Origin of the sequence: Mesorhizobium sp. WSM4989 (assembly GCF_029625795.1) — a bacterium.
Lineage (GTDB): Bacteria > Pseudomonadota > Alphaproteobacteria > Rhizobiales > Rhizobiaceae > Mesorhizobium.
Genome location: NZ_JARTVN010000001.1, coordinates 2,118,442 through 2,138,841, shown reverse-complemented (window position 1 = coordinate 2,138,841; position 20,400 = coordinate 2,118,442). Strand labels below are relative to the sequence as shown.

The following is a 20,400-nucleotide window of genomic DNA, read 5'->3' as shown; positions in this document are numbered from 1 at the left end:
TCAGGGCCTTCCCGGCGTATGGGTCAGCCCCAGCGCCATGCCCGTCTGCGCAGGCCGCGCCAGGTTGGTGTCGGGCACGATGTGCGGCATCGGCGCCTGTTCCTGCGTGCGCTCGCTGGCTTCGAGCGCGTGACGGACCTCGGCATCGCCGAGCCTGCCGGCCTCGACGACGCCCCATTCCCGCCAGCCGCGGCGGCGGAGCGCCGCGATCCGCAGGGCTTGGCCTTCGAAGCCGATATAGAGCGACACCAGCAGCGAGAGCGCCGATCCAGCCCATTCAAGCCTTAGTTTCTCGCCGAGCATGGACAACGCGGCCATGGCCGCGAAGGTGAGCAGGGCCTCGATCCAGAGGCGGTGCCAGGCGAGCCAGATCGGCGAGAACAGGAAGCCGAGCCAGGTGAAGCTGTCGCGCACCAGGGCGGCGTCCTCCTCGTTGCCCCCCGCAGGCGGCTCCATCACGACATAGATGGCCATAGGGTTATCCTTTCAGGGATCCCTTGGTGGACGGCACCGCATCGGGCTGGCGCGGGTCAGGCTCCAGCGCCACGCGCAGCGCCCTGGCCACGGCCTTGAAGCAGGTTTCCGCAATATGATGGTTATTGGCGCCGTAGTGGTTGGTCACATGCAGCGTTATGCCGGCATTCTGCGCCAGCGCCTGGAAGAATTCGCGCACCAGCTCGGTGTCGAATGTGCCGATCTTCGGCGACGAGAAGGAAACGTTCCAGACCAGGAACGGCCTGCCGGAAACGTCGATCGCCGCCCGGGTCAGCGTCTCGTCCATAGCGAGCTCGATCGAGGCATAGCGCATGATGCCGCGCCGCTCCCCCAAAGCCTTGCTCAGCGCCTGGCCGATGGCAATGCCGGTATCCTCGACCGTGTGATGGTCGTCGATGTGAAGATCGCCTTTGGCCTCGATCGTCATGTCGATCAGCGAATGGCGCGACAGCTGATCGAGCATGTGGTCGAAGAAGCCGACACCCGTCGAAATGTCGGATTTACCCGTGCCGTCGACATGGACCGATACGGAAATCTCGGTTTCCTTGGTCTTGCGGCTGATTTCTGCGGAACGGGGCGGCATCAGTCTGTCCTGTTCAGAGGCGCGGGCTTGAAAACGAGAGCCTTCTATCAGCATGATCCGGCGATTGCCAGTTGCCATTCCGGACTGTATCGGCCTTGCCGCGGACGGTTTGCAATCACTCGCCCTATGCATACATATGGCCGATCAAAGTCACTCGTACCGCGCCAATCGCCTTTGAGGGATAGCGCGACTCGGAGCAGGAAATGTCGAATGAACTGACCATGCACGCCACGACCATCGTCACCGTGCGCAAGGGCAGCAAGGTTGTCATCGCCGGCGACGGCCAGGTCAGTCTTGGCCAGACCATCATGAAGGGCAACGCCCGCAAGGTGCGCCGCATCGGCAAGGGCGGCAGTGTCATTGCCGGTTTTGCCGGCGCCACCGCCGACGCCTTCACCCTCCTCGAACGCCTCGAAGCCAAGCTCGAACAATATCCTGACCAACTGACCCGCGCCTGCGTCGAGCTCGCCAAGGACTGGCGCACCGACCGCTATCTGCGCCGCCTGGAAGCGATGATGCTGGTCGCCGACAAGTCGGTCTCGCTGGCGCTGACCGGCACCGGTGACGTGCTCGAGCCAGAACATGGCGTCATGGCCATCGGCTCCGGCGGCAACTACGCGCTCGCCGCCGCCCGCGCGCTGATGGACACCGACAAGGACGCCGAGGAGATCGCCCGCAGGGCGATGCAGATCGCCGCCGATATCTGCGTCTACACCAACAGCAGCTTCGTCGTCGAAACGCTCGATGCCGCCTAGGCGGCCGGCCATGATCCCGAAAAATGGGAATCGGCTTCTGGAACAGATCATGGTCGAACAGGAAGACAGCTACGATTTTCGGCCGGTCACCCAAAAGGATCTGCCGATGATCGCCCGCTGGCTTGCCGAGCCGCATATCGCCGAATGGTGGGGCGATCCGGAAAAGGAGATCGCCGAGATACGCGAGCATATCGGGTCGGTTTCGGTGGAGCCGCTGATCGTCGAATTGGGCGGCAAGCCGATCGCCTATCTGCAGAGCTACGATCCGCATCTCGAGGACAACCATCCTTACGCCGACCAGCCATTCGGCACGCTGGGTATCGATCTGTCGATCGGGCCGCCGGACCTGGTCGGCATCGGCCACGGCTCGGCCATCGTCCGCCAGTTCGTCGCGGAACTGTTCGAGGAAGGCGCGCCGCGCGTCGTCATCGATCCGCATCCCGGCAATGGCCGCGCCATCCGCGCCTATGAAAAGGCCGGCTTCAGGCCGATCGGCCGCAGGCATTCGGAATATGGGGACGTCGTGCTGATGGCCGTCGATGCGGCCGAAATCGACCAACAAGAGGGGGACTGATCACAATGACCGCATCCGGGGGAGACAAGACGCTGTCGGCCTATGAAGACAGCTGGCGCATGGGGCTGCTGCTGGTGCTGGCTCTCGTCGTTTTCCAGGCCGGCATTCTCTACGGCATGGGCCATCCGCCGATCTGCACCTGCGGCTACGTCAAGCTCTGGCACGGTGTGGTGAACAGCTCGGAGAATTCCCAGCACATCGCCGACTGGTACACCTTCTCGCACATCATCCACGGCTTCCTGTTCTATGCGCTGGCCTGGGCTCTGTTCCCGCGCTCGCCCGTCGGGCTGAGGCTGGCTTTCGCCGTCCTCATCGAAGGCGGCTGGGAACTCCTGGAGAACAGCCCCTTCATCATCGACCGCTACCGCGCCGGCACCATCTCCCTCAACTACTACGGCGACAGCATCATCAATTCGGTGTCCGACACGCTGTTCATGGCGCTCGGATTTGTGATGGCGCGAAAGCTCCCTATATGGGTGATCGTGGCTCTGGCGCTCATTTTCGAATTCGGCACGGGCTACATCATCCGGGACAATCTGACGCTCAACGTGATCATGCTGCTGCATCCGTTCGAGTCCATCAGGCAGTGGCAAAGTGGAATTTGAGTAATATGAGCACCTTTTCTCCCCGCGAAATCGTTTCGGAACTCGACCGCTTCATCATCGGCCAGAAAGACGCCAAGCGCGCCGTGGCGATCGCCTTGCGCAACCGCTGGCGCCGCCAGCAGCTGGAGGGCCAGATGCGCGAAGAGGTGATGCCCAAGAACATCCTGATGATCGGCCCGACCGGCGTCGGCAAGACCGAGATCTCGCGCCGGCTGGCGCGGCTGGCCGGCGCGCCTTTCGTCAAGGTCGAGGCCACCAAGTTCACCGAGGTCGGCTATGTCGGCCGCGACGTCGAGCAGATCGTGCGCGATCTCGTCGAGGTCGCCATCGGGCTGACGCGCGAGAAGATGCGTGAGGACGTCAAGGCGCGCGCTCACATCAATGCCGAAGAGCGCGTGCTCGAAGCTTTGGTCGGCAAGACCGCGAGCCCGGCCACGCGCGACAGCTTCCGCAAGCGGCTGCGCGACGGTGAGCTCGACGACAAGGAGATCGAGATCGAGGTGGCGGACACCGGCACCGGCGGTATGCCGGGCTTCGAGATCCCCGGCATGCCGGGCGCCAATATCGGCGTGCTCAACATCAACGACATGCTGTCGAAGGCGATGGGCGGCAGGAAGACCAAGACCCGCAAGACGACGGTGAAGGAATCCTACGCGCTACTGATCAATGACGAGTCCGACAAGCTGCTCGACCAGGACGAGGTGGTTCGCCAGGCGCTGGAATCGACGGAGAATGACGGCATCGTGTTCCTCGACGAGATCGACAAGATCGCGGCCAGGAGCGACATTTCGGGCGGTCCCTCACGTGAAGGCGTTCAGCGCGATCTGCTGCCGCTGGTTGAAGGCACCACCGTTGCGACGAAATACGGGCCGATCAAGACGGACCATATTCTTTTCATCGCCTCGGGCGCGTTCCACGTCTCCAAGCCTTCGGACCTGCTTCCGGAGCTGCAGGGCCGCTTGCCGATCCGGGTCGAATTGCGTGCCCTGGAGAAGCAGGATTTCGTCCGCATCCTCACCGAAACGGAGGCCAGCCTCATCAAGCAGTATATTGCGCTGATGAAGACCGAAGGCGTCGAGTTGGCCTTCACCGACGACGCCATCGATTCGCTCGCCGGCATTGCCGTCGACCTCAACGCCAATGTCGAGAACATCGGCGCCAGACGCCTGCAGACGGTGATGGAGCGGGTGCTGGACGAGATTTCCTACGACGCGCCGGACCGCCACGGCACGGCGGTCACCATCGATGCCGACTACGTGCAGAAGCATGTCGGCGATCTCTCGCGCAACACCGACCTGTCGCGGTTCATCCTCTAACGGGCGAAGCCCGGCGATGTGTGGCCAGATGGTACCATCTGGCCACCTTTCGTCCCGTCGGAAGCTTGCCTCGTCTCGACTCTCCCACGCGCTTTACCTAGTTTGCCGCCGACTTGAAGGCGGCGGTGGATGAAGAAACGCATACTTCTTTTTGTTGGGCTGGCATTGGCCGCGGCGCTGGCAACGGCGGACGCGGCGACCATGGTGCCGCCGGGCAATCGCAACAGCGTGCAGCCGGATATTCCGGGCGCTTCCAGCCGGCGCACCCAGGCCACCAACACCAGCTTCCAGGCCAAGTATCGCAAGGTCTACGCGCTCTTGCAGAACGATGCCGAGCTGCGCGGCAAGATCAGGAAAGTGGCGGCCGCCTACGACATCGATCCGATGCACATCGTCGGCGCCATCGTCGGCGAGCACACCTACAATGTCGACGCCTATGATCGGCTGCAGACCTATTACGTCAAGGCGATGTCCTACCTGTCGAGCAAGCTCACCTTTGCTTATGAAGGGGAGGACGTCAGCGATTTCGTTGAGCGGCCGCAATTCCAGAAATGCGCCGGCATAACCGACAGCTACGATCTCTGGGAATGCCGCGAGCAGGTGTGGAACCATTCCTTCCGCGGCAAGACCGTCGGCGGGACCAGCTTCCCCAACGACCGCTTCGGAGCCACTTTCTTCCAACCCTACTATGCCGGCCAGACTTTCGGACTCGGCCAGCTCAACCCGCTGACGGCGCTGCAGATGAGCGATCTCGTGCACAAGGTCTCCGGCCTGCCCGAGCTCGACGTCAATGATCCGAACACGGTCTACAAGACCATCATGGATCCCGACCTCACGCTGCCTTACGTCGCTGCGACCATCAGGAAGTCGATCGACGCCTACAACAGCATCGCCGGCTTCGACATCTCGCACAATCCGGGCCTGACCGCCACGCTCTACAATGTCGGCAACCCCGAGCAGCGCGCCTATGCGTTGGAGGAGGAGAACGAGAAGCGTCGCGCCGCCGGGGAAGCGGAAAAGCTGCCCGAGGAGAATTATTACGGCTGGCTGGTCAACGACAAGCTGGACGAGCTGAAGACGCTGTTCTAGCCGGCTGAGCCGGGTGGCTCAGTAGCCTTCCGAGGCGAGAAACGCCTCGAACTTGCGCATTTCGTCGGCATCCGCCTCGACCATGTGCCGCGGCTCTGGATAGGCGCCCGCCTGGATATCGTCTGCATATTCGCGGAAGGCCGCGATGCGCTCGCTCTGCAGGCGGTCGAACTCCGCCGCGAAGTCGCGGTAGCGCTTGGCATGGCGCGGATAATGGCCGCGATTGCTGCCGAGCACGTCTTCGGAGAACAGATATTGCGCATCGCAGCCCGCGCCGGCGCCCATCGAGATCATGATCAGCGATGTACGCCGCGAGATCGCGCTTGCAACCGGGGCCGGCACAACTTCGATCTCGGCGGCGAAGGCGCCGGCGGCTTCAAGGTCCTTGACCTGCTTCCAGACGAAGGCAGCACTTTCGGCCGTCTTGCCGACCGCCTTGAAGCCGCCCGTCCAGGTCGCATGCGCCGGGATCAGCCCGACGTGACCGCAGACCGGAATATGCTCGTCGCGCAGCCGGCGGATGGTCTGCAGGCTGGCCGCGCAATACATGGCGTCGGCGCTGGCCGCGCGCAGCTTCACCGCCATGCGCAGGATCTCGTCGGTGGTTGCGCCCAGCTTGATGCGTTCGTCGCCGGGAATGGCAAAGCAAGTGGGTGCGGCGTCGCGAAAACGCGGATCGAAGATAAGATCATAGGGGACCGAGATGATGTCGATGCCGGCACGCTCGGCGGCCTCGGCCTCCTCCAGCGAGAAAACGCGCAGCTTCGAAAGCTGGCGCTTGCCCTTCAGCAATTGCAAATCGGCGACGGTCGGTCTGTTGCGTGCCATGTCCGTGGATCCCCTCGTTTCCAGCGATTACTCGGGCCTATGCCGCCAGCAGCGACTTCAGCTTGACCGATTGCGAGCCGAGCGCCTCAGGCGCGGGCGTCGCCCGCTTCGCGATCAGCATCTCGGCCAACCGTATGTCGCGCGCCACCGCATTGCCGGGCCCGATGCCGCTGGCGGCGACCAGCCTGCCGTCCTCGGCCAGGTGGAACAGAATGAAGGCGCCGTCGTAGAGGTCGCGCCGTACGGTCGAGCGGCCTTCGTCCGAAAGCCCGGCGATCTGCAGCGTGAGCCCATATTGATCCGACCAGAACCACGGCACCGCGGCATGCGCCTCGTTGGCGCCCAGCATGTTCTTCGCGGCGAGCGCGCCCTGCTCCTGCGCGTTGCGCCAGGCTTCCAGCCGCACGCGCCGGCCGCCATAGACGGCGAGCGGGAACGAGCAGCAGTCGCCGGCGGCAAAAACATCCGGATCCGCGGTGCAAAGGTTCTCATCGACGGCGATACCATTGTCGATCGCAAGTCCTGCTTCGGCAGCGAGCGCCGTCACCGGCACCGCGCCGATGCCGATCACGGCAAGATCGGCGACGATGTCCTGCCTGTCGGCAAGCGTGATGCGAACTTGCGTGCCGTCATCGGCAATCGCCGTGATGCCTTGGCCGGTAAGCACCTTCACGCCTTCGGCCTGATGCGCCTTATGAATGATTTCCGCGATCTCGGCCGGCACGCCGCGCATCAGGATGCGCGGCTGCGCCTCGAGCACTGTGACCGTTGCGCCTAGCTTGCGCGCCGAAGCGGCAAGCTCGAGGCCGATGAAACCGCCGCCGATGATGGCGACGCGGTTCTCCGGCTTGAGATGGGCGCGGATCGCGAGCGCGTCGTTGAAGGTCCTGAGATAAACGCAGCGGCCGCCCAGACCAGGCATCGGCAGCTTGCGCGGCACGGACCCGGTCGCGAGCAGCAGCTTGCCATAGCCAAGCGAAGAGCCGTCGGAGAGGCGCACGAGATGCGCGGCGCGGTCGATAGCGACGGCCCGAACGGAATGGATGTGGCGGATCGAGTGTTCGGCCAAAAGCTCGTCGCTGGCGATCGCCTTGATGAGGGGCGCCTCGCTGGTCATCGCCTCCTTCGACAGCGGCGGCCGTTCATAGGGCAGATGCGGCTCGTCGCCGACCAGCGTCACCGGCCCTTCATGACCAAGGTCGCGCAGGGTAAGCGCGGCACGACCGCCGCACTCGCCGGCGCCGATGATGACCATTCCTCCCGCCATGCCGTCACCCAAGCTGAATGAGGACTTTGCCGGCGTCGACCTTGACCGGATAGGTCTTGAGATTGACGCAGACCGGCGCCCCGCGCGCGTCGCCGGTCTTGTAGTTGAAGCGGCCATTGTGTTTTGGACACTCGATGATGTCGTCCATCACCAGCCCATCGGCCAGATGCACTTTCTCATGCGAGCACAGGCCGTCGGTCGCGTAATACTCGTCCTCCGGGCTGCGATAGATGGCGTAGGTGCGGCCGGCATGATCGAACCGCATTACGTCCTCCTCGTCGATGTCTCCGGCCGCGCAGGCCTCGACCCAGTCGCTCATGTCGTCCTCCGGCGAAATTCTTCGTTGTCGGTTGTGTCGGATCCGGTCACTCGGCCGCGGCCGCTACCGGATTGTCGTTGTGCAGCTCTTCCCGGTAGGGCTTTGCCGTCGGCGGCAGCTCGCGCTTGAGGAAGTAGTCCTCGTTGCGCAGCTGGCGCAGGAAGGCCGGGATCATCTCGCGGTAGCCGGCCAGGATCGACGGCGTCGGCGCCGGCAAATCGTGCTTGATCAGCTCATGCAGCTTGGGCAGCGCGTGGTAGGGCACCATCGGGAACATGTGGTGCTCCACATGGTAGTTCATGTTCCAATAGATGAACCGGCTGATCGGGTTCATGTAGACGGTGCGGCTGTTCAGCCGATGGTCGATGACATTGTCGGCCAGCCCGCCATGCTGCAGCAGCCCGGTCATGACGTGATGCCAGGCGCCGTAGAGGCGGGGCAGGCCGACGAGCATCAGCGGCAGCCATGAATGCAGATAGAGCGCCAGCGCGATGGTCGCGACATAGATGGCGAGCCAAATACGGGCGATGCGGATGGCCTTGGGCTGCTCCTGTTCCGGGATGAAGGTCTGTTCTGCGGCGCTGATGACGCCGGCGGCATTGCGCACCATGTCGGTCATCGCATGCCAGGCATCGAGCACGCCGAAAAAATTCAGCACAACGCGCAAAAGGTCCGGCGGTCGCATGACGGCGATCTCCGGGTCGCGGCCGACGATGATGGTGTCGGTGTGGTGGCGTGTATGGCTCCAGCGCCAGGTCACCGGATTGCGCATGATCATGAAGCAGGCGAGCTGGTAGACCGCATCGTTCATCCATTGGGTGCGGAAGGCCGTGCCGTGACCGCATTCGTGCCAGCGGGAGTCGGTCGAGGAACCGTAGAGCGTGCCATAGACAAAGAAGAACGGCACGCACCACCAGCTGCCCCAGAACCAAGCGCCGCCCGCGCCACTGAGGAACAGCGCACCGAGCCAGATGATGGTGTCTCGGATAGCGGGCTGGTCGGAGCGCTGCATCAGCTCCTTCATCTGCTTGCGCGGGATCTCGGTGTGGTACCACTGGGCCGCCGAAAGACCGTTCTCGACCGCGCGCTTGGCGTCGCGGCCGGTCAGGCTGTAGTCGCGTCCGGACGGCGCCGGAGACGTGATTGCCGTCATTGCGGGGTCCTCCATCAGCACCTGGCGAATGGCCCTCGGCAATGCCGCGCCTCGCCCATGGCTGGCTTCGACTTCACCATAGCGCCAAGTCATGATAGCCTCAATGTCACAAAGATAGATTCTATCATTTTCTATCAGATTGGGCTAATCTGAGTCGGGCAAGCGATGGAGCACTCATGGCAAAGCGGCCGACAATCACCGATCTCGCGCGCGTTTCAGGCTTCAGCGTCGCCACGGTCGACCGGGTGTTGAACAATCGCCTGCCGGTGCGCGAGGAGACGGCGCGTCGCGTCTACGAGGCGGCGACCGACATCGGCTATCACGCCGCTGGCCTGATCAGGCAGCGCATGCGCCAGGAGTTGCCCGAATATCGTCTCGGCTTCCTGCTGCTGCGCGGCAATGACGTTTTCTACGGCGATTTCGCGCGCGAGCTGGAGCTTGCGGTCTCGCAATCGCAACGTTTCCGGGGCACTGCGACGATCGACTTCGCCGCTTCGCTGGCGCCCGATGAGATCGCCGCCCAGATGCGCAAGCTGGCGGCGAAATCCAGGGCCATCGCCGTGGTCGGTCCGGATCATCCGACGCTGACGGCGGCGGTGGAGGCGCTGAAGGCGCGAGGGCAGCCGGTCTTTTCGCTGCTCTCCGACTTCGCCGCCGGCATCCGTGAAGGCTATGTCGGGCTCGACAACCGCAAGGTCGGACGCACCGCGGCCTGGATGATCGCCAAGGCCGCCAGCAAGCCAGGCAAGGTCGCCCTTTTCGTCGGCAGCCACCGTTTTCATGGTCACGAGCTGCGCGAGATCGGCTTCCGCTCCTATTTTCGCGAGCATGCGCCGGATTTCACGGTGATGGAGACGCTGGTCAACCTGGAGGCCAACCAGGTGACGCATGATGCGATGCTCGAGCTTCTGGCTCGGCATCCCGACCTTGCCGGCTGCTACGTCGCCGGCGGCGGCATGGAGGGCGCGGTCGCGGCGTTGAGGGCGGCGAGACCGGCGCATATGCCGGTGGTCGTCTGCAACGAGATCAATGCGGAGTCGCGCGCAGCACTTGCCGACAACATCCTGACCATGGTGATCTCGACCCCGCTGGCGGCGCTCTGCCGCGAGCTTGTCGGCCTGATGGCGCATGCCATCGAGACCGGCGCCGCCAATGCGCCCGGCCAGACCTTTCTCCCCTTCGACATCTATCTGCCGGAAAACATCTAAGCCGTCTTCCGTCGGAATGATGTGATCCATCAGGCTGATGGAATTCTTTCGCGACGTGAAATCGCCCGGGGATTCCGCCGCAGAACGTTTGCATGCCCGGCCGCGAGGGCGCTGCACGCTTGCCTCCATCGAAAAACCGGCACGTCCATTTCGAATCACCCTTGACGGCTGTAAGCGAAATGGAATAAATATTTCACCAACTGGGTATTTTGGTTCTTTCGTTCCGGAACGTCTGTTTCAAACAGAGGACCAGGCGTTCCATCATGCGAGGAAAACGCCGCCGGAAGGGCCATGGGAGAGATTCCCCGGTAACATCGGGGATTCCGGTTCAATCGGTGCAGCCGGACACCAAGTGGAGGAGAAACTAAAATGAAGAAACTGCTTTTGGGCGTCGCGCTTTCGGCGCTGATGTGTTCGTCCGCCTTCGCCGCCAAGATCGGCGTTTCGATGGCTCTTTTCGACGACAATTTCCTGACCGTGCTGCGCAACGGCATGATCGCCCAGGCCAAGGGCATGGACGGCGTCGAACTGCAGGTCGAGGACGCGCAGAACGACGTGGCCAAGCAGCTCGACCAGATCAAGAACTTCGCCGCTTCGGGCGTCGACGCGATCATCGTCAACCCGGTCGACACTTCGGCCACCCAGGCGATGTCGGATGCGGCGGCCGCGGCCAAGATCCCGCTGGTCTATGTCAACCGCGAGCCGGTCAATGTCGACAAGCTGCCCGACAACCAGGCTTTCGTCGCGTCCAATGAGGCCGAGTCCGGCACGCTCGAGACCAAGGAAATCTGCCGCCTGTTCAAGGAAGCCGGCAAGAAGGAAGCCAATGTCTATGTGATCATGGGCGAGCTATCCAATCAGGCGGCGGTGCAGCGCACGAAGGATATCGATGAAGTGATTGCCACGCCCGACTGCAACTTCATCAAGATCATCGACAAGCAGACCTCGAACTGGAAGCGTGACGAAGCGCAGAACCTGATGACCAACTGGCTGTCGTCCGGCAAGCCGTTCGACGGCGTCATCGCCAACAATGACGAAAGCGCCATCGGCGCCATCCAGGCGATGAAGGCCGCCAATATCGACATGAAGTCGGTCGTGGTCGGCGGCGTCGACGCAACCCAGGACGCGCTGGCCGCGATGCAGGCGGGCGATCTCGACGTCACGGTCTTCCAGGATGCGGCTGGCCAAGGCGCGGGCGCGCTCGATGCGGCGCTGAAGCTCGCCAAGGGCGAGAAGGTGGAGCGCAAGGTCTACATCCCCTTCCAGCTCGTGACGCCGGCGAACATCGACAAGTTCCTGAAGAAGAACTGACGCCGCGCCAACGCAATTCCAGGAAGTTTTCCGTACGGACTTGCGTGAGGACAAACCCTGGAGCGGCGCTCCGACGCATCGAGTTGGCTGAAATCGGCTGCAGACAGAGCAGCGTCGCTCCCTTCCTTCTCCCGCCCGACCGGGCGGGAGAGCGGGCGCGGTCATTCGGAGGAAGAAGACGTGTCACAGACATCGCATGGCATTGGCGGGCTGAGCTATGACGCCAAGAAGCGCCCCTGGCCTGCCGAGTTCAACGTGTTTCTGGCGCTGGTCATCCTGGTCGGCGCATTCGAGCTGATCGGCCGCGTCTTCCTCGGCGACAGCTTCCTCTTCAACACCCGCGATAACGTCGATGCTATTTTCAACGAGCAGCGGCTGCAGATCATCATCCTGCAGGTGTCGATCGTCGGCATCATCGCCATCGGCGTCACGCAGGTGATCATCTGCGGCGGCATCGACCTGTCCTCGGGCTCGATCGTAGGCGCCACCGCCATGATCGCCATGAGTTTCGCGCAGGTTGCGACCGTCAACGGCAATCCCAACCCGAAGGCGATGTTCATTGACTACGGATGGACCGACCTGCCGGTCATCGTGCCGCTTCTGGTCGCGATCGGCTGCGGGCTGATTGCCGGCCTGATCAACGGCGCCCTGATCGCCTACACGCGCATTCCGCCGTTCATCGCCACGCTCGGCATGATGGTCACGGCGCGCGGCATCGCCAAATGGTGGTCGAAGGGCCAGCCGATCTCGTTCCCGACCGATAGCTTCGCGGCCATCGGCAAGGGGCTGATGCCGGTCATCATCTTCATTTCACTGGCGATCCTGTTCCAGCTCGTCCTGAGCTACACCCGATACGGCAAGCATTGTTACGCCATTGGCTCCAACGAGGACGCCGCGCGCATGTCCGGCATCAAGATCGCCAACCACAAGGTGCTGGTCTATGTGATTGCCGGCATCCTCGCCTCGATCGCCGCGGTGGTGCTTTCCTCCAAGAACCTCACCGCCCAGGCCGGCATGGGCGTGATGTACGAGCTCGACGCCATCGCCATGGCGGTCATCGGCGGCGTCTCGCTCTCGGGCGGCCGCGGGTCTATCATAGGCACGGTGATCGGCTCGCTGATCTTCGGCGTTATCATTTCCGGCTTCACCTTCCTGCGCCTCGACGCCTACTACCAGGAGATGGTCAAGGGCGTGATCATTGTCGGCGCAGTCGTTCTTGATCAATGGCGCCAGCGCCGCCGGGCGATAGGAGCTTGACCATGTCCGATATCGTTCTGAAGACCGAAAACCTCACCAAGCATTATGGCGGCGTTCACGCGCTGCAGGAGGCGAATTTCGAGCTGCGCAAGGGCGAGCATGTCGCCATCATGGGCGACAACGGCGCCGGCAAGTCGACCTTCGTGCGCCAGATCACCGGCGTCGAGCAGCGCACCGACGGCAAGATCTGGTTCGACGGCAAGGAAGTGAACTTCGCCGGCCCGATCGAGGCGCGCGAGGCCGGCATCGAGACCGTGTTCCAGAACCTGGCTCTGGCCGACGACCTCGACGTGCCGTCGAACCTCTTCCTCGGCCGGGAGAAGGTGCTTTTCAACCTCGGCCCCTTCTCGATTCTCGACCGCAAGGCGATGCGCAGGGCGACGGAGGCGGCGCTGATCCGCACCGCGGTGAAGATCCCGAACCTTTCCAGCACCATCCGCCACATGTCGGGCGGCCAGCGCCAATGCGTGGCGATCGCCAGGACCGCAACCTTCGCCTCCAAGCTGATCATCATGGACGAGCCGACCGCAGCGCTTGGCGTGCAGGAAACGGCGCAGGTCGAAAACATCATCCGCACGCTGAAGGAGAACGGCGAGCCGCTGATCCTGATCAGCCACAACATGCGCCAGGTCTTCGACCTGGTCGACCGCATCGTCGTATTCCGGCGCGGCCGCATCGTCGCCAATTTGCGCAAGCAGGACACCGACGGCAACGACATCGTCGCTTACATCACCGGCGCCAAGACCGGGCAGGCGGAGCTTCAGGCCGCCTGACCAGGCGCCACGACGGGACCAGACCAAATCGTCCGCGCCGGCCGGCGCGGACACGTTTTAGAGCCACCCTCAAAGGACATTCCATGACTCTCCGCTTCGCTCTTCTCGGCGCCGGCCGTATCGGCAAGGTGCATGCCCGCGCCGTAGCCTCAAACCCGCAGGCCAAGCTGGTGGCCGTGGCGGACGCCTTCGAGAAAGCGGCGACGGAGCTTGCCTCCGCCTATGGGGCCGAGGTGCGCAGCATCGACGCCATCGAGCAGGCCAAGGACATCGACGCCGTCATCATCTGCACGCCGACCGACACTCACGCCGACTTGATCGAGCGCTTCGCCAGGGCCGGCAAGGCGATCTTCTGCGAGAAGCCGATCGACCTCGACGTCAAGCGCGTCGAGCAGTGCCTGGCCGTGGTCGACAAGGCCGGCGCTACGCTGATGGTCGGCTTCAACCGCCGCTTCGACCCGCATTTCGCCGCCGTCCGCAAGGCGATCGACGACGGCGCCATCGGCGATGTCGAGATGGTCACCATCACCTCGCGCGATCCGGGCGCGCCGCCGCTCGACTACATCGCGCGATCCGGCGGCATTTTTCGCGACATGACCATCCATGATTTCGACATGGCGCGCTTCCTGCTCGGCGAAGAGCCGGTTGCCGTCAGCGCGCACGCCTCGGTGCTGGTCGACAAGAAGATCGGCGAAGCGGGCGATTTCGACTCCGTCAGCGTCATTCTGGAAACCGCGTCCGGCAAGCAGGCCGTCATCTCCAACTCGCGCCGCGCGACCTATGGCTACGACCAGCGCATCGAGGCGCACGGCTCGAAGGGCATGGTTGCGGCCGAGAATCAGCGGCCGGTGTCGATCGAACTCGCCAACGACAAGGGCTACACGCGCCCGCCGCTGCACGATTTCTTCATGACCCGCTACATCGACGCCTACGCCAACGAGATCGCTTCCTTCATCGCCGCCGCGACTGCCGGCAAGAAGGCGGCGCCGAGCGGCAAGGACGGGCTGGTCGCCTTGAAGCTGGCTGATGCCGCCTTGGAGTCTGCCAAGACAGGCAAGACCGTCCGCGTCGCCTGAAGGTTTGAAACTCGATTACAGGAGCCAGAGCGATGAACGGTCTAGCCGGTCGCAATTCAGAAACGCGCGCCATCGTCACCGGCGGCGCGCAGGGCATCGGCTTCGCCGTGGCGGAAGCCTTGGCCGACGAGGGTTGCCGCGCGCTGGCGCTGGTCGGCCGCTCGCAGGACAAAGGTGACAAGGCGGTCGCAGCGCTCAAGAAGAACGGTGTCGATGCCATCTTCATCAGCGCCGATGTCGCCAAGGTCGCCGACTGCAAGCGCGCCGTCGCAACGGCGCTCGCGCATTTCGGCACTTTGAACGCGCTGGTCAACGCCGCCGCCACTTCGGCCCGCGGCTCGTTGGTCGAGACATCGGAAGAGCTTTTCGACCAGATCTTCGACACCAATGTGCGCGGCCCCTTTTTCCTGATGCAAGGCCTCGTCGCGCATCTCCTGGAGCGCAGGGCGCCGGGCTCGATCGTCAACGTGCTGTCGATGTCGGCGCATGCCGGCCAGTCCTTCCTGACGCCCTATTCGACCAGCAAGGGCGCGCTGATGACGCTGACCAAGAATGTCGCCAGCTCCTACCGGAAAAACCGCATCCGCTGCAACGCGGTGCTGCCCGGCTGGATGGATACCGAGGGCGAGGCGATCGTGCAGAAGAAGTGGCACGATGCGCCGGACGACTGGCTGGAAAAGGCCGAGGCCGCGCAGCCGATGGGCCAGTTGGTCAAGCCGGCGCAGCTTGCCCGGCTGATCACCTATATGCTCAGCCCGCAGGCCGGCGTCATGACCGGCTCGCTGGTTGATTATGATCAAAACATAGCTGGCGTGATCGGGGAGTAGTGACACGAGTAGCCTTACGCCAGAAGCCGGCCAGCTGTGGGTGGAGATGTGATCAGCCTCGTGCGCCCAAAGGTACGCGGCCCCTGAGAGCCCCTGTTGCCGCAGCATCGCTATTCCGGTATAGTCAAGATGGTCAGAGAGTCATGAGATTGAGATGCTGCCCGGACCGAAAGAAGATACGAGCTGGACGGTCGCTGGGGCAAAGGCCCGGCTCTCGGAGGTAATAGATCGGGCGCAATCTTCGCCTCAGACGATCACCCGTAACGGCAAACCAAGCGTTGTCGTCGTGTCCGCAGAGGAATGGCGGCGGAAGACCGCCCGCAAAGGAACGCTTGCTGAGTTCCTCCTGGAGTCGCCGCTGCGCGGCGCCGATCTCGACCTTGAGCGTCAACCCGACGAACCGCGTGATCAGCCGCTTTGAGGCTTCTGCTCGATACCAATGTCCTGTCAGAGGTGACGAGGCCGGCGCCGGATGTAGGCGTTCTAAAGTGGCTGGACGGGCTTGATGAGGATCGATCATTCATCAGCGTCGTGTCGATCGCCGAGATCCGGCGCGGCGTTTCCCTCATGGATGAGGGCCGCAAACGAGAGGCACTGGCCGAATGGCTCGCTCGAGATTTGCCGCAGCGCTTCGAGCAAAGGGTTTTGCCGGTGGACGAAGCCGTTGCCTTGGCCTGGGGCGACCTGATGGGCATTGCCAAGCGCCGCGGTCGCGGTCTGTCGTCGATGGACGGTCTGATCGCCGCCACCGCGATTGCGAAGCAGCTCACCTTGGCAACGCGTAATTCGAAGGATTTCGAAGGCTTTGCAATCGAACTTTTCGATCCATGGTCTGCATGAACCGTGAACCGCTGCATGATGCTCTATTTTTCCCGAGGCCACGGAGCACGGCGCAAACCAAGCAAATGCTTAGCTTCATGGGGACGTGACAAGCGCCTCGGCATCGACTATATGAGCCGCATGATCCACCTGACCGCCTCGTTTTGGTACTTTAGCTACGGTAGCTCGCTGGCGGCGGGAGGATTGCGCTCGATCTGAAGATTGCAGCATCTAATCCGAAAAGCCGCCAGACCTGGCGGCTTTTTCGTTTCAGCCGGCAGGTCTCCTAACCAGGAGCAGAAAGCCGTGTTGACCACCACAGACGACCTACGGGTCAAGGAACTCAAAGTCCTGAGCACGCCGGACGACGTGATGCGCGAGATACCGCGCTCGCTCACGGCGACGCGCACCGTTGCTGCGTCACGCAACGCCATCCATTCCATCCTGACCGGGGCCGACGATCGACTGGTCGTCATCGTCGGCCCTTGTTCCATCCACGATCCGGTCGCCGCCGTGGACTACGCCAGCCGTCTGGCGGCGCTGCGCGAGGCCCTGGCCGACCGGCTCGAGATCGTCATGCGCGTCTATTTCGAGAAGCCGCGCACCACGGTTGGCTGGAAGGGCCTGATCAACGATCCCGACCTCGACGGCAGCTTCAACATCGACAAAGGCTTGCGGATGGCGCGCAACGTGCTTTCCGCCGTCAACAATCTCGGCCTGCCGGCGGCGACCGAATTCCTCGACATGACGACGCCGCAATACATCGCCGACCTCGTCGCCTGGGGCGCCATCGGCGCGCGCACGACCGAAAGCCAGATCCACCGCGAGCTGGCGTCGGGCCTCTCTTGCCCGGTCGGCTTCAAGAACGGCACCGACGGCAATCTGAGAATCGCCGGCGAGGCGGTGAAGTCCGCTGCGCAGCCGCATCATTTCATGGCGGTGACCAAGGGCGGCCGCAGCGCGATCGCGGCGACGACCGGCAACGAAGACTGCCATGTCATTCTGCGTGGCGGCGTAGCGCCGAACTACGACACGGCAAGCGTCGACGCGGCCGCCGCGGAGCTCGGCCGCATCGGCATCGCGCCGCGCCTGATGATCGATGTCAGCCACGCCAACAGCGGCAAGAAGCCGGAGAACCAGCCGAAAGTCGCGCACGACGTGGCGGGCCAGGTCGCAGCGGGCGACGAGCGCATCATCGGAGTCATGATCGAGAGCAATCTCGTCGCCGGCCGTCAGGACGTCGTGCCCAGCAAGCAGCTCACCTACGGCCAGAGCATCACCGACGGCTGCATCGATTGGGCGACCACCGAAACGGTGCTGCACGGACTTGCCGGCGCCGTCGAGTGGCGCCGGTCGGTGAAGCGCGAACTGCTCGCCACCCGTCAGGGCGCCGCCTGACAACCCTGGCGAGGGCGGCGTTCACGCGGCCCCCAGCCCCTCCCATGCGGTGAATACCGAGACCGCGAATAGAAGCAGCCCGGCCGCACGGCCGGCAATGACCGTTGCCCGCGGATTGCCGACCAGAAGCGCCCGGCTGCGCCCGGCGGTGATGGCGAGGCCGCCGTAGATTCCTGCTTGTGTGACGACAGTCAGCAGTCCCATGATGGTCGCCTGCATCCAGATCGGACCGTAAACCGGCTTCAGGAACTGCGGATAGACGGCAAGGATAAACAGATAGGCCTTGGGGTTGATCAGGCAGGTGATCAATCCCTGGCGAAAGGCTTTCCAGGCGGAGCGGCTGCCGGCGGGCCCGTCATCGCTGACGGTGATCGAGCTGCGCATCAGCGAAATTCCGATATAGGCCATGTAAGCGGCGCCGGCGATCAGCAGCGGTTTGAACAGGACCGGCACGAAATGAATCAGCAGCCCGACGCCGATCGCCCCGTTCAACGTATGCACTACGCCGCCGAGCATAATGCCGCCGGTCGCCGCCAGCCCCCTGTCGCGCCCCCCGGTCAGCGCATTGGCCAGCACGAACAGCATGTCCATGCCTGGAACGGCGATGATGCCGAACAGCAGGATGAAGAATAGCCAGAGATTTTCCGTGTAACTCATGTCAGTTGCCTGTCGCAGCGCCCGCCAAGGACGCTGAGGAATCTGTTGATTTTCAAACCGATGCGCGGCCCTATAGGTCGTCCCAACTGACGGGGGTGTGTCAGTTGCGTTACGATCGAGTGGAAAAATGCGCAAGGCCTCGCGTCTGTTCGAAATTATCCAGATCCTGCGGCTGGCCAAGAAGCCGGTGACCGCGGCGACGATTGCCGAGCAACTGGAAGTGACGGTGCGCTCCGTCTATCGCGACATCGCAGCCCTGCAGGCGATGCGCGTGCCGATCGAGGGCGGGCGCGGCATCGGCTATATCCTGCGCCCCGGCTTCGACCTGCCGCCGCTGATGTTTTCGATCGAGGAGATGGAGGCGATCGTGCTGTCGCTGGCGCTGCTGGAACGCACCGGCGATGACGAGCTCAAGCAGGCGGCAAAGCGCGTCGGCGCCAAGATCTCCGGCGCGGTGCCGCCGCCCTTGCGCCAGACGCTCGACGCCAACGCACTTCATGCCTGGGGTTTTGCGCCTGCGGCCGCGGCGGTCGATCTGGCTCTGGTGCGCCGCGCCATCCGCGACGAGGAGAAGCTCGACCTTGCCTACCGCGACGAAGCCGGCCGCGACACACAGCGTATCGTCCGTCCGATCGCGCTGATCTACTACGCCGAGACCGCCAACATCGTCGCTTGGTGCGAACTGCGCCAGGCCATCCGCAATTTCCGCAGCGACCGCATCGAGGATTGCCAGCCGACCGGCCTATGGTTCAAAGGCGAAGGCGATCAACTGCGGCAGGTTTGGGTGGACGGCTGGGAGATCAATGCAGCAGCCGCCGCCGGCACCTGAAGGGGAGCCAGCTCACCTCACATCCACCCAGCGCTGTTCCTGGAACGAACGCGCCATCGCATGCACGGTCCGCTCGATCTCCAGCCCCTCGTCGAAGTCGATGGTCCGCGCCGGCTTGCCGGCGATCCGCATCAAAAGCTCGCGGCATTCGATGATCTTAAGGTCGTTGAAGCCGAGGCCGTGGCCGGGCGCCGGCACGAAGGAATCGTAGGGCTTGTGGTGCGGCGCCAGCAGGATCGTGCGGTAGCCCTGCTCGGTCGGCCGGTCGGCGGTCAGATAAAGTTGGAACTCGTTCATTCGCTCCTGGTCGTAGAGGATCGAGCCTTTCGAGCCGAAGATCTGGAGGGCGATACGGCCCTTGCGGCCCCAGGCCGAGCGGTTGACCAGCAGCGTACCGGCGACACCGTTCTCCAGATGCATCAGAACACTGGCGATATCGTAGGTCTCGACCGCACGGCGGCCGCCGGAGGCGACGCGCCGGTCGGCATAGGGTTTCGCCATGTCGCACATGACGCGAGCGACGCGGCCGAACAGCACTTTGATCAGCGACAGCGGATGCACCGCGAAATCGTCGAGCGCGCCATAACCGGAAGCCGCCTCATGCTTCCAGAAGAACAGCGCCTCGGGATCGGCCATGAAATCCTCGTCCATCTCGATGCGCACGAGATTGACATCGCCGATGATCTTTTCCTCAAGCAGCGCGCCGATGTGGCGGATGGCCGGGTTCTGAATGTAGTTGTAGCCGAGCACGGCAGCCTTGCCGGATTTGGTCGCTGCCTTCGCCATCGCCTCGGCCTCGGCAAAACTCGGTGCCATCGGCTTCTCGCACCACAGGTGCTTGCCGGCTTCGAGGATGGCGATCGCCATTTCCGGATGGAACTGGTTGGGCGTGGTCAGCGACACGACATCGACCTCCGGATCGTTGACGACGGCACGCCAGTCGCCCGAGCCTCGAGTGAAGCCGAACTCGGCCGCTTTGCGCTTTGCAAGCTCGTCATTGACCTCACCCAGATGCACCAGCCTCGCCTTCTCGACATCGGGAAAGACGGTGCCGACCGCGTTCCAGGCAATGGCGTGGCACTTGCCCATGAAGCCCGTGCCGATGAGGCCCACTCCGACCATGTCGATTGTCTCCGCTGAAGGGGAAGAATTCGCATGGATGAATTAATCCATTTCAGCCGAGAATGGAACGTCCAAATCATTTTTTATGGTGTTCTTGCGCGAAACCGCTATGATGAGGCAGGAGAGGGAACACCAGCAT

Annotated in this window: 24 protein-coding genes; 16 read left to right on the top strand and 8 right to left on the bottom strand. The window is 63.4% G+C overall.

Annotated features, from left to right (window positions below; all coding sequences use genetic code 11):
- Together P9217_RS10270 and hisB are read right to left on the bottom strand one after the other, a co-directional pair.
- Entirely contained in the window at positions 1-474 is a 474-nt protein-coding gene (locus P9217_RS10270) for a DUF2628 domain-containing protein (protein ID WP_127216636.1), read from the bottom strand.
- A 4-nt stretch (positions 475-478) separates the two neighbouring features.
- Entirely contained in the window at positions 479-1,078 is a 600-nt protein-coding gene (gene hisB / locus P9217_RS10265) for an imidazoleglycerol-phosphate dehydratase HisB (protein ID WP_095825521.1), read from the bottom strand.
- Between the two features lie 203 nt (positions 1,079-1,281).
- On the opposite strand from hisB, the gene hslV reads away from it, so the two are divergent.
- The 5 genes from hslV (at position 1,282) to P9217_RS10240 (ending at position 5,417) form a co-directional block, all read left to right on the top strand.
- Positions 1,282-1,833, top strand: a complete 552-nt coding sequence (gene hslV, locus P9217_RS10260; protein WP_067002895.1) for an ATP-dependent protease subunit HslV — start codon at positions 1,282-1,284, stop codon at positions 1,831-1,833.
- A gap of 49 nt (positions 1,834-1,882) precedes the next feature.
- On the top strand, positions 1,883-2,407 hold the full coding sequence (locus P9217_RS10255) for a GNAT family N-acetyltransferase (protein WP_067324669.1): 525 nt from the start codon (positions 1,883-1,885) through the stop codon (positions 2,405-2,407).
- A 5-nt stretch (positions 2,408-2,412) separates the two neighbouring features.
- The gene (locus P9217_RS10250) at positions 2,413-3,012 is read left to right on the top strand and encodes a DUF2585 domain-containing protein (protein ID WP_067002893.1); all 600 of its coding nucleotides are present in this window, start codon (positions 2,413-2,415) and stop codon (positions 3,010-3,012) included.
- Between the two features lie 5 nt (positions 3,013-3,017).
- On the top strand, positions 3,018-4,328 hold the full coding sequence (gene hslU, locus P9217_RS10245) for an ATP-dependent protease ATPase subunit HslU (protein ID WP_067323891.1): 1,311 nt from the start codon (positions 3,018-3,020) through the stop codon (positions 4,326-4,328).
- A gap of 129 nt (positions 4,329-4,457) precedes the next feature.
- Complete coding sequence (locus tag P9217_RS10240) at positions 4,458-5,417, top strand: DUF1402 family protein (protein WP_278086076.1); 960 nt, start codon at positions 4,458-4,460, stop codon at positions 5,415-5,417.
- A gap of 18 nt (positions 5,418-5,435) precedes the next feature.
- Here the strand turns inward: P9217_RS10240 and P9217_RS10235 are convergent, their stop codons facing one another.
- Genes P9217_RS10235 through P9217_RS10220 form a run of 4 tightly spaced genes read right to left on the bottom strand, consistent with a single transcriptional unit; the run spans position 5,436 to position 8,984 of the window.
- Positions 5,436-6,245, bottom strand: coding sequence for a 3-methyl-2-oxobutanoate hydroxymethyltransferase (locus tag P9217_RS10235; RefSeq protein WP_067323895.1), 810 nt, complete (start codon positions 6,243-6,245; stop codon positions 5,436-5,438).
- Positions 6,246-6,282: 37 nt separating this feature from the next.
- Entirely contained in the window at positions 6,283-7,500 is a 1,218-nt protein-coding gene (locus P9217_RS10230) for an FAD-dependent oxidoreductase (protein WP_245322441.1), read from the bottom strand.
- A gap of 16 nt (positions 7,501-7,516) precedes the next feature.
- Positions 7,517-7,831 (bottom strand): MocE family 2Fe-2S type ferredoxin, encoded by a 315-nt coding sequence (locus P9217_RS10225; RefSeq protein ID WP_067002880.1) that lies wholly within the window; start codon positions 7,829-7,831, stop codon positions 7,517-7,519.
- A 46-nt stretch (positions 7,832-7,877) separates the two neighbouring features.
- Positions 7,878-8,984 (bottom strand): fatty acid desaturase family protein, encoded by a 1,107-nt coding sequence (locus P9217_RS10220; RefSeq protein WP_127241364.1) that lies wholly within the window; start codon positions 8,982-8,984, stop codon positions 7,878-7,880.
- A gap of 176 nt (positions 8,985-9,160) precedes the next feature.
- On the opposite strand from P9217_RS10220, the gene P9217_RS10215 reads away from it, so the two are divergent.
- The 10 genes from P9217_RS10215 to P9217_RS10170 all read left to right on the top strand — a co-directional run bounded on the left by P9217_RS10215 (position 9,161) and on the right by P9217_RS10170 (position 17,653).
- Entirely contained in the window at positions 9,161-10,192 is a 1,032-nt protein-coding gene (locus tag P9217_RS10215; RefSeq protein WP_127241363.1) for a LacI family DNA-binding transcriptional regulator, read from the top strand.
- A 369-nt stretch (positions 10,193-10,561) separates the two neighbouring features.
- Positions 10,562-11,503 (top strand): sugar ABC transporter substrate-binding protein, encoded by a 942-nt coding sequence (locus P9217_RS10210; RefSeq protein ID WP_067323901.1) that lies wholly within the window; start codon positions 10,562-10,564, stop codon positions 11,501-11,503.
- Positions 11,504-11,683: 180 nt separating this feature from the next.
- The gene (locus P9217_RS10205; RefSeq protein ID WP_067323903.1) at positions 11,684-12,760 is read left to right on the top strand and encodes an ABC transporter permease; all 1,077 of its coding nucleotides are present in this window, start codon (positions 11,684-11,686) and stop codon (positions 12,758-12,760) included.
- A 2-nt stretch (positions 12,761-12,762) separates the two neighbouring features.
- Entirely contained in the window at positions 12,763-13,533 is a 771-nt protein-coding gene (locus P9217_RS10200) for an ATP-binding cassette domain-containing protein (RefSeq protein ID WP_067003269.1), read from the top strand.
- An 83-nt stretch (positions 13,534-13,616) separates the two neighbouring features.
- The gene (gene iolG / locus P9217_RS10195; protein WP_067002875.1) at positions 13,617-14,609 is read left to right on the top strand and encodes an inositol 2-dehydrogenase; all 993 of its coding nucleotides are present in this window, start codon (positions 13,617-13,619) and stop codon (positions 14,607-14,609) included.
- 32 nt (positions 14,610-14,641) lie between these two features.
- On the top strand, positions 14,642-15,436 hold the full coding sequence (locus tag P9217_RS10190; RefSeq protein WP_095825527.1) for an SDR family oxidoreductase: 795 nt from the start codon (positions 14,642-14,644) through the stop codon (positions 15,434-15,436).
- 154 nt (positions 15,437-15,590) lie between these two features.
- A complete protein-coding gene (locus P9217_RS10185) occupies positions 15,591-15,857 on the top strand; it encodes a type II toxin-antitoxin system Phd/YefM family antitoxin (RefSeq protein WP_067323907.1) in 267 nt (88 codons plus the stop codon).
- Positions 15,854-16,276, top strand: coding sequence for a type II toxin-antitoxin system VapC family toxin (locus P9217_RS10180; RefSeq protein ID WP_127240038.1), 423 nt, complete (start codon positions 15,854-15,856; stop codon positions 16,274-16,276). Before P9217_RS10185 ends, P9217_RS10180 begins: the two co-directional genes overlap by 4 nt.
- A 15-nt stretch (positions 16,277-16,291) precedes the next feature.
- The gene (locus tag P9217_RS10175) at positions 16,292-16,474 is read left to right on the top strand and encodes a hypothetical protein (RefSeq protein WP_127240037.1); all 183 of its coding nucleotides are present in this window, start codon (positions 16,292-16,294) and stop codon (positions 16,472-16,474) included.
- Between the two features lie 87 nt (positions 16,475-16,561).
- Positions 16,562-17,653, top strand: coding sequence for a 3-deoxy-7-phosphoheptulonate synthase (locus P9217_RS10170; protein WP_127240036.1), 1,092 nt, complete (start codon positions 16,562-16,564; stop codon positions 17,651-17,653).
- A gap of 21 nt (positions 17,654-17,674) precedes the next feature.
- Here P9217_RS10170 and P9217_RS10165 read toward each other — a convergent pair whose 3' ends face one another.
- Complete coding sequence (locus P9217_RS10165; RefSeq protein WP_278086077.1) at positions 17,675-18,310, bottom strand: LysE family translocator; 636 nt, start codon at positions 18,308-18,310, stop codon at positions 17,675-17,677.
- Between the two features lie 127 nt (positions 18,311-18,437).
- On the opposite strand from P9217_RS10165, the gene P9217_RS10160 reads away from it, so the two are divergent.
- Positions 18,438-19,139: a YafY family protein gene (locus P9217_RS10160; RefSeq protein WP_067323916.1), complete on the top strand. Its 702-nt coding sequence runs from the start codon at positions 18,438-18,440 to the stop codon at positions 19,137-19,139.
- Positions 19,140-19,151: 12 nt separating this feature from the next.
- On the opposite strand, the gene P9217_RS10155 is transcribed toward P9217_RS10160, so the two are convergent.
- A complete protein-coding gene (locus P9217_RS10155; RefSeq protein ID WP_067323919.1) occupies positions 19,152-20,261 on the bottom strand; it encodes a Gfo/Idh/MocA family oxidoreductase in 1,110 nt (369 codons plus the stop codon).
- Positions 20,262-20,400: the final 139 nt, after the last annotated feature.